General features: G+C 46.8%; 12 protein-coding genes. 6 read left to right on the plus strand and 6 right to left on the minus strand.

Annotation, left to right across the window (positions count from 1 at the left end; genetic code table 11):
* Positions 1-102: 102 nt before the first annotated feature.
* The 5 genes from rlmKL to rmf all read left to right on the plus strand — a co-directional run bounded on the left by rlmKL (position 103) and on the right by rmf (position 6571).
* Positions 103-2262: a bifunctional 23S rRNA (guanine(2069)-N(7))-methyltransferase RlmK/23S rRNA (guanine(2445)-N(2))-methyltransferase RlmL gene (rlmKL, locus tag CWE06_RS02040; protein ID WP_126790676.1), complete on the plus strand. Its 2160-nt coding sequence runs from the start codon at positions 103-105 to the stop codon at positions 2260-2262.
* Positions 2255-2494, plus strand: a complete 240-nt coding sequence (locus tag CWE06_RS02045) for a glutaredoxin family protein (protein WP_126790678.1) — start codon at positions 2255-2257, stop codon at positions 2492-2494. The genes rlmKL and CWE06_RS02045 overlap by 8 nt, the downstream gene beginning before the upstream one ends.
* Positions 2491-4410 carry an ATP-binding cassette ATPase Uup gene (gene uup / locus CWE06_RS02050; protein ID WP_126790680.1) on the plus strand — a complete coding sequence of 640 codons (1920 nt, stop codon included), beginning with the start codon at positions 2491-2493 and terminating at the stop codon, positions 4408-4410. The genes CWE06_RS02045 and uup overlap by 4 nt, the downstream gene beginning before the upstream one ends.
* The gene (locus CWE06_RS02055; protein ID WP_126790682.1) at positions 4411-6105 is read left to right on the plus strand and encodes a DUF3466 family protein; all 1695 of its coding nucleotides are present in this window, start codon (positions 4411-4413) and stop codon (positions 6103-6105) included. It begins immediately after the preceding gene.
* Positions 6106-6394: 289 nt separating this feature from the next.
* Positions 6395-6571 (plus strand): ribosome modulation factor, encoded by a 177-nt coding sequence (gene rmf / locus CWE06_RS02060; RefSeq protein WP_126790684.1) that lies wholly within the window; start codon positions 6395-6397, stop codon positions 6569-6571.
* Between the two features lie 90 nt (positions 6572-6661).
* On the opposite strand, the gene fabA is transcribed toward rmf, so the two are convergent.
* Positions 6662-7171: a 3-hydroxyacyl-[acyl-carrier-protein] dehydratase FabA gene (gene fabA, locus CWE06_RS02065; protein WP_126790686.1), complete on the minus strand. Its 510-nt coding sequence runs from the start codon at positions 7169-7171 to the stop codon at positions 6662-6664.
* 104 nt (positions 7172-7275) lie between these two features.
* Positions 7276-9312, minus strand: coding sequence for an AAA family ATPase (locus tag CWE06_RS02070; RefSeq protein WP_126790688.1), 2037 nt, complete (start codon positions 9310-9312; stop codon positions 7276-7278).
* Between the two features lie 262 nt (positions 9313-9574).
* On the opposite strand from CWE06_RS02070, the gene CWE06_RS02075 reads away from it, so the two are divergent.
* Entirely contained in the window at positions 9575-10399 is an 825-nt protein-coding gene (locus tag CWE06_RS02075) for a MipA/OmpV family protein (protein ID WP_126790690.1), read from the plus strand.
* Between the two features lie 95 nt (positions 10400-10494).
* Here the strand turns inward: CWE06_RS02075 and CWE06_RS02080 are convergent, their stop codons facing one another.
* The 4 genes from CWE06_RS02080 to CWE06_RS02095 form a co-directional block, all read right to left on the minus strand.
* Positions 10495-11022 carry an outer membrane beta-barrel protein gene (locus CWE06_RS02080; RefSeq protein ID WP_126790692.1) on the minus strand — a complete coding sequence of 176 codons (528 nt, stop codon included), beginning with the start codon at positions 11020-11022 and terminating at the stop codon, positions 10495-10497.
* A 462-nt stretch (positions 11023-11484) separates the two neighbouring features.
* Positions 11485-12420: an SPFH domain-containing protein gene (locus tag CWE06_RS02085; protein ID WP_126790693.1), complete on the minus strand. Its 936-nt coding sequence runs from the start codon at positions 12418-12420 to the stop codon at positions 11485-11487.
* Between the two features lie 76 nt (positions 12421-12496).
* Entirely contained in the window at positions 12497-12946 is a 450-nt protein-coding gene (locus CWE06_RS02090) for an NfeD family protein (RefSeq protein ID WP_126790695.1), read from the minus strand.
* A gap of 34 nt (positions 12947-12980) precedes the next feature.
* Positions 12981-13850: a MaoC family dehydratase gene (locus CWE06_RS02095; RefSeq protein WP_126790697.1), complete on the minus strand. Its 870-nt coding sequence runs from the start codon at positions 13848-13850 to the stop codon at positions 12981-12983.
* Positions 13851-13853 lie beyond the last annotated feature (3 nt).

Genomic DNA, 13853 nt, shown 5'->3' on the forward strand with positions numbered 1-13853 from the left:
ACTCAGCTTTTGCTGTTATCTAGTCTTGCCGCAACAGACAGTTCGTTGTGATTAGGTTATACTGACCGCTATTAATTTGACTCTGTGATTAGCGAAATTTACATGCAACAGTTTGAGTATTTTATTCCCTGCGGGAGAGGCCTTGAAGAGCTTTTACTCGCCGAAGTAACAAGTCTTGGTGGCGAACAAGTGAAAGCCACCAATTCAGGTGTTCATTGCACTGGTAGCCTCCAATTGGGTTATGAATTATGTTTATGGAGTCGACTCGGCAGCCGTGTACTCATGCGCTTAACCGCAGGCGAAGTTCACGATCGCTACGGATTGGAGAAAGTTGCCGCCCAGTTTGACTGGCCCGAGATTTTTAATGAGCGCAATACCTTTGCGGTGCGCTTCAACGGCACGAGCGAAACACTCAAAAATACACAATTTTCAGCACAAGTCATTAAGGACGGTGTCGTCGATTCATTTCGCCGCCGTGGCTTGCGGCGTCCTGATGTAGCCGTGCAGCGCCCGGAAATTAATATCCAAGGTTACTTACATAAGAGTGAAGTAACGATTTACCTTGATTTGGCCGGCAGTGGCCTACACGAGCGCGGTTATCGACAAGCCAAAGGCGCAGCTCCAATTCGCGAGACATTAGCTGCCGCATTGGTGCAAAGAGCTGGACTAACCGAATCAGCAATTCTTGCACCAGACCAGTGGCCTGCGTTAATTGCGGACCCAACCTGTGGTTCAGGGACTCTATTAATCGAAGCAGCCATGGTCGCCACTGACCGAGCACCCGGTTTGGGGCGCAGCGATTGGGGGTTCAACGCTTGGCGTGGACACAAAGCGCAAGTCTGGAATGACGTTAAAGCTGCGGCGCAAGAACGTTTTGAGCGCGGCCGTGCTGCATGCAAAACGCAATTTCATGGTGTTGAAGAAGATGCACAGATTGTGCAAGCAGCACAACAGAATATTCATGCGCTTGAATTTGATGATTTGATTAAAATCGAGCAGGGCAATGCAACAGCTGACTGGGTATTGAAGCGTTACCGTCACGCCAGTAGCGGTTTAATGTTGGCGAACCCACCTTATGGCGAGCGGCTCGGCAATACCTTCAGCGCTTGGCGTTTCTACCGCGATTTCGGGCGTCAGTTACGTAAAGGCATTCCAGGTTGGCGAGCGGCAATTTTGGCACCAGATGAAGCCATGATTAAAGCGATGCGTATTCGCACTGAAAAAAAATACAAACTGAATAACGGTGGTATTTCTGTTTTGCTCGCAATTCTGCAACTCAATGATGAGCAAGAAGAGTTTGCTCGACCAGAAGTTGAAGCATTACAAAACCGATTACTTAAGAATTGGCAAGCACGGGAAAAATGGGCAGCCAAAGAAGGGGTTAACTGTTTTCGAGTGTATGACGCCGATATTCCTGAGTTTAATGCTGCCATTGATTTTTACGATGGTCATTTGATTATTCAAGAATATGCAGCACCTGCAAATATCCCGGTGCAAGTCACCGAGAAACGTTGGTGGCAAATCATTGAAGCCGTACTCGATAGCTTACCGATTGATGCTGACAAGATACATACCCGGCAACGCCAACGTCAGAAAGGCGAGTCTCAGTATAATCGCGTTGCTGAAGAAGGCGTTATGATTGAAGTTCAAGAGTATAACGCTAAGTTCCTTGTGAACCTCACCGACTATCTTGATACCGGGTTATTTCTCGATCATCGCTGGGTGCGTAAAGATATTCAAAAACGCGCAATGGGTAAACGCGTGCTTAACTTGTTCGCTTATACAGGCTCGGCATCGGTGCATGCAGGGTTAGGTGGTGCAGAGCAAATTACCACGGTTGATTTATCAAAAACCTATTTGAATTGGGCGAAAGATAACTTCCGTTTAAACCATCTGACGATTAATCGTCACGAGTTTATCCAAGCGGACTGTGTGAAATGGCTCGAAGAGCAAAGTACGCAAGCTGAACCAGAACAATGGGATTTAATCTTTATCGACCCACCAACGTTTTCGAATTCAAAGCGTATGAGTGATGTCTTTGACGTGCAACGCGACCATGTTGCGATTCTTCGCGCAGCGAAATCATTACTGAGTAAGAATGGTTTACTTATTTTCACCACCAATAAGCGCGGTTTTAAGCTTGCTAGCGAGGAACTCGCTGCACTTGGTTTAGTGAGTGAAGATCACACCCGTGACAGTATTCCGCCTGACTTCGCGAAACAGCGAGCGATTCATTACTGTTGGTATTTGCGTCATGCGTAGTTTCTATTTGTTGACGAAGGACAACTGTCCACTCTGTATCCAAGCTATTCAGATTATTCACCTCACTGAGCTAGAAGAGCCGATTGAGCTCGGGGTAGTCGACATCGCGACAGATGCTGATCTGCTAGAAGAGTACGCCACCTTGGTACCCGTGCTAATCCGTGGCAGTGACGAACAAGAATTGAAGTGGCCGTTTCAGGCGGAGAAGTTGAAGGAATTTTTGCAATCATGAGTGTTGTTCTGCGCTTAGCTAACGCCCAACTTGCGTTTGGCACCGCGCCCGTTCTCGATCAAGCTGAATTGGTCGTGGAGCAGGGTGAACGTGTGTGTATTACTGGCCGAAACGGTGCTGGTAAATCAAGTTTATTGAAAGTATTGCAAGGGGATCTTCAACTCGACGGTGGTGAATTGCACTATGTCGGCAATACACGTGTCGCGATGTTACCGCAAGATCCGCCGCCGCGCACCGAAGGCAGTGTCTTTCACTATGTGATCGGTGCTTTCGCGGAAACTGGCGCCTTATTAGAGCAGTATCAAGAGCTCAGTCAGCGCTTAGCGAACCACCCTGATGACGCAGCAGCATTAAGTAAATTAACGCAGATTCAAAGTCGTATCGAAGCGGCTCAAGGCTGGCAGTTACAAACTCAAGTCGAACAAGTCTTAAGTCGCTTAAGTCTCGATGGCGCGCAGGCGATGGCGAATTTATCCGGCGGTTGGCTGCGCCGTGCTGCACTTGCACGGGCCTTGGCAACCAATCCAGATATTTTGCTCCTTGACGAGCCGACCAACCACCTTGACGTCAACGCCGTTAAATGGCTTGAGAATATGCTGCTCGAATTTCGTGGGGCGATTATTTTTATCAGCCATGACCGGGCGTTTATTCGTCGCTTGGCAACTCGAATCGTTGACCTTGATCGCGGCACGTTAACTAGCTTTCCAGGGGATTACGCAGCTTTTCTCGTGGAGAAACAACGTTTACTCGAGGTTGAAGCTAGTCAGAATGCTGAGTTTGATAAGAAATTAGCTCAAGAAGAAGTTTGGATCCGGCAGGGAATTAAAGCCCGTCGCACACGCAATGAAGGCCGCGTACGTGCGCTACAAGAGCTACGGAAACAGCGCTCGCAACGGCGACAAGTACAAGGTCAAGTGAAGTTCGATAGCACAACGTCGGAACGTTCAGGCAAGGTGGTTTTCGAAGCTAAAGACTTGGCATTGGGCTTTGGCGATAAGACATTGATTGAAAATTTAACAATCACGATTCAACGTGGTGATAAGTTAGCACTCGTTGGGCCGAACGGCTGCGGTAAAAGTAGTTTGATTCGCTGTATCTTGGGCGACTTAGAGCCGCAAAGCGGCACCTACAAACTTGGCACTAATTTACAAGTTGCATACTTCGACCAGCACCGGCAATTACTCGATGAAAACCTTTCGGTCGCAGATAACGTTGCTGAGGGTAAGAAAGAAGTTACTCACGGCGGGCGTACACGTCATATCTTTAGTTACTTGCAGGACTTCTTATTCTCACCACAGCAAGCGCAGATGCCAGTCCGAGCGTTATCTGGCGGTGAGAAAAACCGCGTGATGCTGGCAAAAATCTTACTTCGCGAAAGCAACTTATTAGTATTGGACGAACCGACTAACGACCTCGACATCGATACCCTTGAACTATTAGAGCAGGTCGTTGTTGAGTATCCGGGAACCGTATTTGTTGTTAGCCATGACCGAGAATTTATTGACAACACAGCAACGTCTGTATTGCTTTTTGAAGGTGCTGGGAAAGTCACAGAGATAGTCGGTGGCTTCAATGAAGTGGCTCATTACCAAGCTGCACAACAAGAAGTGTCGGAAAAAGCGAAAGAAAAAGGAACTATTTCAACCAGCGAGCACTCAGACAAGCAATCCTCTTTAGCTAAGAGCTCGAACAAGTTATCATACAAATTAAAGAGGGAATTAGAGCTGCTGCCAAAACAAATTGACGAATTAGAAGCAGAGCTAGAATTGTTACAACAACAGATCAATGATCCTGAGTTTTTCCGCAAACCGGTTGAGCAGACGCAACCAATTACCGAACGCTTCGCCACCGTGGAGCAAATGCTGATGGAAGCTCTTGAGCGTTGGGATTATTTAGAAAACTTACAAGGTAATTAAATGCGCAGAACTAAGATTTCACTAGCTATTGCAGCGCTAGCCGCCACTTCTTTGAGCATGGCACATGCAGATGTAGGCTACCGAGTCACCGACATCGGCAGTGTCGATGGTGTCCTGCATACAGTACCTCGCGATTTGAACAACCAAGGACAAATTGTTGGTCAACTCGCTGACCTTCGTAATCAGAATATTCGCTTTGAATTACTTGATCCTGAAGATTTCCCGTTTCTAGGTGAAGATGTCGACATGACTGACTTGACCGAAGAACAACAATTGCGAGTTCGCAATGCATTGATCAATGGTACACAAATTGGTGGCAATCCAAAGTTCCAAAAGATTGCGGTTGAGCTTGGTTATCTCTTTCAAGGCGGAAACCTAAGTGAAGTAGCAGGGTTTGATAGTCTTGACTCTGAAACCGGCCTGCGCACCGACAGTGTTGATTTGCGTCTTCGTGCAATCAACGATCAAGGAATTATGGTAGGACAATCTGCATTGCCTTTCTACTGGGGCGAGGGGACTGACCTAGAAGGTGAAGAAGCACGTTTTCATTTGCGTGACGGCTTTCCAGTTGCAGCATGGACTGACGGTGTTGAATTTAAATTAGTCGGCACCGACCCAGATAAAATTCTCGGTGGCGTGTCTGGGTTTACCGATATCAACAACAATAACGTAGCGGTTGGGTTTGGAACCTTCTTAAATGGCGTCCGCCTAGAACAAATTTACGAGCAGTGCACAACCGAGGTTGACGAAGATGGCGAAGCGATTAACCTTGAGCCGCTTTCTGCATGCCTGTACCGCTTCTGGTACAACAATAGCTCGCGTGTTGGTGTCAATGCCCCAATTACCGAAGAACGCGCCTTTGTGTGGGAACTAAGTGCAACAGGCGATGTGCTCGACTCACGTTCGTTTGGCGTCGCTTTCGATCCAGAGGAAGATGAAGAAGACCCATGGCAAACCGTGCGCTATGTCAGTATGGCGAATGCGATCAATGACAATGGTATCATCGTCGGTAGTTCAGTTCGCCAACTCGTGCAAGGTGCGTTTACGCGCGCAACGCTATTCACGGACGAAGGTGTCGTCAAAGGCTTTGCTGACGACAGCCCTTATCGCGATGTAAGCTCATTTATTGACGTCAATAATGCAAATATTGCTGTTGGTTCAGCAACCGTATTTGCTTTCGGTGTTCAGCGTCAGCGCATGTTTTATATGGACGTCAGCAATGGACCGGGGGAAGCAGTATTCCCTAACGGTCTATTTGTGGATACGAACTGGACGCCGCGCGCAATTAATAACCACGGTCAGGTGGTGGGCGCCGCAACATTACGCTCAGTGCAAGGCGTTCAAGCTCGGAATGTCGGCTTTTTATACGACATAAATACCGATATGACTTATGACTTGAATTCGTTTCTGCCGTGTAACAGTGGTTACAACATCAATGAAGCAGTTGCAATCAATGATAACGGTGAGATTGTTGTGACCGCAGTGCGCAACATGGAAGTCAGTGTTGATGGTGAACCTGTCAATGTGAACCGTTTGCGAACCTTGATCTTAACGCCAGATAGCAGCGAAACCGGTTGCCAAGAGCAAAGTGATGATCAAACGAGTCGCAAAGGCGCAGCTTTTCACCCGGTTTGGCTTGCGTTTCTTGGCTTTTTCTCACTTATAGCGATACGTCGCCAAAAGTCAAAGCGTTAGTCTTTATTGGTCTAACCTAAAATTCAACGGAACCTCAACACGTTAATCAAAAACAGTGCTGAGGTTCCGTTTTTTATATTGAACTTTCCTGCCTAAATCACTATCCATATAAGTACGGAAGAAAAATTAACTGCCGTAACCAAATCTAGACAATTCTCAATTCCACAAAAAATAGGAGCTATTTTCCAAAGTTTCACCAACTCGTTTACTTCGCACATGCGAACAACGAGGTATCGCAAGTATTGTTCAAGGCAATACTGAGTACAATGAAAACAGAGAGGAAAGTATAATGAGAAGACAAAAACGTGACCGGATGGAACGTGCGCATTCTCAAGGTTTTAAAGCCGGCGTATCAGGCCGCTCAAAAGAAACCTGTCCTTATCAAAATAGCGATGTACGCTCACAATGGTTGGGAGGCTGGCGAGACGCAATCGAAGCCCGAACCGACGGACTCTTCCGAATATAAGACGTTCTATTGGTTAACGAGAAAAGCCCCCACATTTGGGGGCTTTGTTGTATCGAGCAAAAGCAGCGAACTTAGTACAGTCGCAGGCTTTTAGAAGCCTGAAGTGTCAGTAAACAGGCCAACTTTGAGGTCTTTCGCCTCGTAAATTAAACGACCGTCCACTTCCACATAGCCATCACCAATACCCATAAACAAACGGCGCTTCACAACGCGTTTCATATGAATCTTATACGTAACTTTTTTTGCTGTTGGCAAAACTTGTCCGGTAAATTTAACCTCACCGACACCCAACGCACGACCGCGCCCTGGACCGCCAGAACAAGCAAGGAAGAAACCGAGAGTTTGCCACAGGGCGTCAAGACCTAAACAACCGGGCATCACCGGGTCACCTGGGAAGTGACAGGCAAAGAACCACAGGTCTGGGTGAATGTCGAGTTCAGCTTCGATATAGCCAAGACCATGGTCACCGCCATCATCATTCATGATCGTAATACGATCCATCATGAGCATATTAGGCGCAGGTAATTGACTATTGCCTGGGCCAAACATTTCGCCGCGGCTACAAGCTAAAAGTTCTTCACGGGTATAACTCGATTGCATAAATTGTCACCTGATGGGCCCACGTTTTTGCGTAGGCACTACATTGAAAATAAAATCAGGTGCCAAGATTAGCGAACACATGTACGCCTAACAAGTCCGAACAGTTAGTTTTCTGCAGAATTCTCAGCACGGCGACCGGAAAATAAGCGTTTCCACCATGGTTCCGGACTGCTTTGTTGAGCGGCTAACGCTGTTTGTAGGCGCCGATAGATCAGCCCAAAGATGGTTTGGTCATCGAATTTCAGCGCTTCGCCACATGGGGTTTGCATCAATAACTCGAACGCTTCTGTTGCATGTGATACCGCATAGATCGAAAACTGGTTGGCTAAAACTGCTGCGCGCACCTCAGGGCTTAAGTGGATATTCATCACATTTGACTGCGGCACAATCACCGCATGCTTACCATTTAAGCCACGGCGTTTGCAGATTTCAAAGTAGCCTTGAATTTTTTGATTAATCCCGCCAATTGCTTGGACATTACCAAACTGGTCAATAGCACCGGTTACAGCAATGGTTTGTTGAATCGGCAGTTCACTCAATGCGGATACCAAGCAGCAGAGTTCCGCCAATGATGCGCTATCGCCGTCGACTTCATGATACGACTGCTCGAACACTAAAGTCGCAGACAACGGCATTGGTTCTTGGCGAGCAAACAGGTTAGCCAAATAGGCCGTCAGAATCATGATACCTTTGGTATGAATCGCGCCACTGAGCTCAGCTTTGCGTTCGATATCGATAATGTCGCCGTCACCATAATGGATAGTTGTCGTTATTCGTGAAGGCTCGCCAAACTCGACACCGCCCATATGGACAACTGTAAGTCCATTAATTTGGCCAATAACTTCGCCGTCGGTGTCAATTTTGATTTGTTGCTCTAAAATCGACTGCCAGTTCAATTCTGCTAACAAACGGTCTCGATGCTCGCTTTCACGTTCAGCTTCGCGCAAATGTTCAGCGGATATATTCGGTTCGCCCTCTAAGGCAGCGAGTACCTCCGCTTCTTCAAGAAGCTGCACTAACATTACCGCATCTAAGCTCAGCTCATGTTGGTGCTCAGTAAATCGCGACGCTGTGGCTAATAGTTCAGCAATTGCGTCAGCCGTTAAAGGACGGCAGCGCGCGCGATTTTGGACATAGGTCAGAAAGTCGAAATAGGGCGCAACTGGCTCTTTCTTAGTTGGGTAGTAAGAACTAAGCTCAGCAAAGTAGGGGAATAGATTAGAAAACTCGCCATCGAGGTCTTTAAGCTGGCTATACAGCTCGCGCCCACCGACGAGAATGACTTTAAGGTCGATCGGAACCGGATCAGGTTCATAATGGATTGCAGTTTGCTGCGCTGTCGGCTGCGCCCATTCAAATTTGCCCGTGCGTAACACGTGCTTTAATTGGTTCCAAAGGTCCGGTTGCGTTAACAGCTGCAATGCATTGACGACAAGGGTGCCGCCATTCGCTTTTAATACTGCGCCTGGTTTAATTAAATGTAATTCCGTACTAATTGTGCCTTCGACACTTTGCAGGCGGATATCGCCAAATAAAGTCGTTTGCGACACCCGATCACAAAAATACCACGCCTTGCGTTCAGTATGGGAGACGATTACTGTGGCTAGTTCGGAGCCAGGAATATCATCGAACGACATGGTTTTGACTAAATCTAAATAGTGTCGGAATTCAGCGGAGCTAAAGTTATCAATTAATTCTTGATACTTAACTTCGCGTTGCTCAGGTGCTTGTTCTAAATATTCCCAGAGGCCAGTCAGCGCTGCTTCTGCGGTTCCTGGCGGCAAGCTCACACAAATAGGTGCACGCTCATCACTTGGATTCGCTAAATAAACCCAATCACGTAAGTTCGCGCAACTCCATTGTTGCCGTTGACTCATTGTATCGAGCACGTCCTCAACAATGACGCCCGCAGGGGTAGCCATGTAGATATGCGAAAGATTGGAGCGAATTTGCTGTGCTCTTGCAATTGCCGTTGTTGCGCGTGTTTGACCAACCAAGGGATCGGGATTAGACACGGCGGGCAAATGTTCTAGCCATGGCCTAACATCGGCTTGTAACTGTTCGACAAGCAACCTAAGCTTTTGCCGTTTTGCTTGTATCTGCTGTTCTGAATTGAGTTCCGAAGTTTGCGAGGTTGTCATGTATCGATTTGATTCCGTTTGCTAGCAGTGGCTGGACACATATTTAAAGCAAGAGCGCCAATGAACTTTTAACATACCGTTAAGTTCACAACGAAGCCAGAACATAAAAATCTATGTTAAATATAAACTAAGCCACAAAGATTGCCGTATCATACGTGAATCACGGTGCTGCGTGAAGCTTCTCGCATGTTACGCAATGCTGAATGACATGAATGTCTACCGTCGCCAACAAACCGACCGATTGGAATAGAGGAGGTCATTGATGACCCGTGTACCTAACTACCGTAAAACGTTAATGGAAAGCCCCATAGCACAAGCAGTCCTGGCCTTAACGCTTGCCTCAGCCATAATGACATCGGAAGCTCATGCGTCTGCGGATGAACCCGTGATGACAGGACCACCGCAAGGCCTAAGCGCTGGTGCTGCGTATGTTTCGTCGAACCAAAGCTATCGCGGACTAAGCGCAGATTCAGTGGCAGTACCTTTTCTTGGTTACGAGGGCGAACAATTTTATCTTCGTGGTCTTACCGCGGGTTGGTATTTGCAACGAGATCGCCAGCAACAACTGGCATTAACCTTGAATGGCGAGCTGTTTCGCTTCCGTCCTGCGGAGTCTACTGATGCACAAATGCAGCAATTGGATCGTCGAAACCTAAGTCTAACGCTTGGCTTACAACACCGTTACAGTAGTCGTTACGGTGTGTTCTCGTCACATTTAAAGACCGACATTACGGGACGTCATGAAGGGCAACTGTTTAATTTTCGCTATGGTTACCCCTTGAATCGCCCGGGTCAGGCTTGGCAAGTTACGCCAGAGATTGGCTTTAATTACTATAGTCGTAGCTACGTTCGTTATTACTATGCAGTGAGTGCCGCTGAAGCACAGCGCTCTGGGCTAGCTGAATACCAACCGTCCGACGCGATAAGCCCATTACTTGGACTTAATGTGTATCGGTATTTCACACCACAATTCAGCGCTGTTGCGAGCTATACAATCGCTCGCAACGACGGCTCCATTCGCAATAGTCCAATGGTAAGAGGGCGCTCAACACGAAGTTTATTTCTTGCTGTGAGTTACCGATTTTAGCTAGATTGAGTAAATAGCTGTGTGAGCAAGTAAAAAGCCCCGAATATCGGGGCTTTTTGCTTATGAACATGTTCATCTAAACATTCGCTGGCTCATTAGAAGCGATAAGCAACACCCAGCTTAAATTCGTTGCGAACGCTGTCGGTATTTAAGCTGTAGCTGCCTTGTACCGAGAGATTCTCGTTTAGATGGTACATCAAACCACTGCGGAAACGCCAAAAGCCATCACCAGCTGTATCGTGGTTTAATTCGAAAATACTGTGGATATTGGTATCTAGCGGATGCGTAATACCAGCACCGAAATACACACCGTCAAAGCCACGCGAATAATCAGCATAACCAAGACTTAAGAATAGCGGTGCTGTACCTAAATCGACACCCGTTAAGAAACGACCACCAATACGTACGCTGGTGAAGTTCGTGTCACCAATTTCGGCATTAAGAACGAATTGTTCATTCACTTGAGCCGCACCGTCAATGAAAAAACCGCTATCGCCGAAATCATAATAACCACCGCTAATGTAGTTGTGCCATGGCGTCTCCGACGCAGATGCTGAGCCTAAAGCAAGTGCACCAACAATAGCAGAACCGATCAGTAAAGATTTCGCAGATTTGTTTTTCATATATTTCCTTCCTTTATTTGGGTAACTTAGCGTTACCGGGAACATCAGCAAGTCTAGACGTGCTTCCATTAAGTCTCAAATGTTAACACGTAAAATCTCAGTAAAGTCATGGAATGCATCCGTTTGGCGAGAAAACATACGATGACAAGCCTTCCTAGCAATTAATATATGTATTCGCATAATGTATATTATGTTAAATTAACGATTATATCAATCTTTATGGATTAGCCTCTAGCCTCCGAACCTAGTTACACTCCTCCTACTATTCATGTACACGCCCACAAAAAAGCCCCAAACAATTTCGTTTGAGGCTTTCATTCTTTTCTGTGCTTAGCTCTCTTTACTGCGATCTCTTTACTCAGGACTCTGTAATTAGAACTCCACACTTAGATTTCAGTACTTAGATTTCAGTACTTAGATTTCTGCAGTTAGAGCGAAGAGTTGCTAAACACCACTAACGCATTAACCACGTGACTGGGTTTGTTTCAGTACTTCGGTAATTCCGGCAACCGCACCACCAATATTCGCAAGTTCAGCTGGAATAATCATGGTGTTATTGGCCTTCGCTAAATTGCCGAACTCCTTCACATATTGCTCAGCGACACGCAAGTTTACGGCGTCTTTACCGCCTGGCTCGCTAATCGCATTGGCAATTTTACGCAAACCTTCTGCGGTTGCTTGCGCAATCAATTCAATCTCACGTGCACGACCTTCAGCTTCGTTAATTTGCTTTTGCTTCTCAGCTTCTGACAAGTTAATCACTTCTTGGCGATTACCTTCAGAAACGTTAATCATGGCTTGGCGTTCACCTTCAGATTTCGCAATCGCAGCTCGACGTTCACGCTCTGCACGCATTTGTTGCTCGAGCGCGTCCTTGATTGATGCGGGCAGCTCAATGTCGGAAATTTCGTAACGCAATACCTTAATACCCCAAGGTGACGCTGCTTCATCAAGTGCTTTCACAACTTCTTCGTTAATAGCTGCACGTTCTTCAAAGGTTTTATCGAGGTCGGTTTGACCGATTACTGAACGCATTGTGGTTTGTGCCAGTTGTGACGCCGCATAGCGGTAGTCGTTAATCCCGTAACTGGCTTTGTAGGCATCGATGACTTGGATGTACAACACACCATTGATACCAACTTGAATGTTGTCTTTAGTCACACAAGCTTGCCGTTCGACATCAATCACTTCTTCTTTAAGCGTGTGAATATAGGAAACTTTATCAATAAACGGGATTAGGATATGGAAACCTGAATCCAAAGTCCGGCTATATTTACCGAGACGCTCAACGACATAGTTCGAACGTTGCGGCACGATGCGTGCGGTTTTGACGATAATGATGATAACGGCAATCGCAAAACCAAACGATAAAACCGTACCTATTTGAAGTTCTTCCATTTTTGTCCCTTACCTTGCGTGTTGTGATTATTTATCATGCCACATAAACAAATCAGCATAATTCAATCCGTTTAACTTATTGACTTAGTTTTGTTTTTGTAACTTTTAGCTTAATGCCTTCATTGCGTTCAACCCAAGCGACATCACCTTTCTCTAAGGCATCGTCGCTGTATGCGTCCCACTGCACGCCATTCAAAACAACGCGTCCGGCTCCATTCACAAAAGTTGTGTGGACAGTCACCCGCTCACCCAAATCTTTCTGAAAGACCATGCCGTGCTCACCCGCATTGGCGGTATAACCACGAAACCATCGCTTAAACTTACCGCGTGCGGTCAATAGCATAATAAGGCTGACCGAACCAAAAACGATGTACTGAGCGCTCGACGATTCGATTATTCCGAACTGCAGTAGAATGCCAGTAACAATGGCGCCAATGCCAAGAAATACAGCAATGACACTGGTCGCTAATAATTCTGAAATAATTAGAACAACGCCAATGATGATCCAAATTAAAGCACTACTCATGCAGGCTTCCCTCATGTTTTAATAATTGATTTTATTATTGTTTCACGTGTTCTTTTAACGCAAACGTCCCATCGAGAAACGCTTTGCTAGCTTTTGCATCAGTCACTATGAACTTCGACGACGTGTCCGCGTAGTAGAAATGCGCTTCAGCCGGGAGAATGAGCGGTCGACGGAAGACGACATCCATCATCGTAACGGGTCTCTGTAATTCTTGTTCAAGCTTGGCTTGTGCGCGCGCAACGGAATACATGCCGTGGATAATTGGCCTCGCAAACCCAAACCAACGTGAGAGCCACGGGTGTAAATGAATTGGGTTAAAGTCACCCGATAATGTTGCATAATGCCGACCGAGCTCACTATTGAGCTGCCATAGACCGGTATCTGTGTACCCGTCGAGTTCTGGTGCAGGCATTTCCCGTCGACGACCACGTGCAGGCGGTTCACCACCACCTACTTGGTAGGTTGAGAGACACTCGACCACGAGTTCATCGCCTTGGAAAAACTCCACTCGATAAAGCGGCCGCACCCGTTTTTTAGTCGCGGCACGTTCCGGCATTTCAATCGTCACATTAAGGCGATACCCCTGCTCTTCGCGTATTTCAGCTAGTTGTTCCATACGATTAGCGACATGCACCATGCCGAGAATTGGCCACGGAAAGTGAGGATCCAGCATCGCTGCTAAATGCGCTCGTTGTGCAGCTAAATAGAAATAAGTGAGCGGGATCGAGCTCACCATACCCGGAAACATAGCATGGTATTTTTCAATGTGACTGCGCTCAAAGGCCTCAAGCTGGAAGGAGAATTGAAGATCCTGTGGTTCTTCTTGTAAGACTTTTTTGCGGCTGACCATAGTCGGCACTGCACGTATTAACATCCCTGGAAGTGCTGGTAACTGCTCTGCCATAAT

Origin of the sequence: Aliidiomarina haloalkalitolerans, from assembly GCF_003987315.1 — a bacterium.
Taxonomy (GTDB): Bacteria; Pseudomonadota; Gammaproteobacteria; order Enterobacterales; family Alteromonadaceae; genus Aliidiomarina; species Aliidiomarina haloalkalitolerans.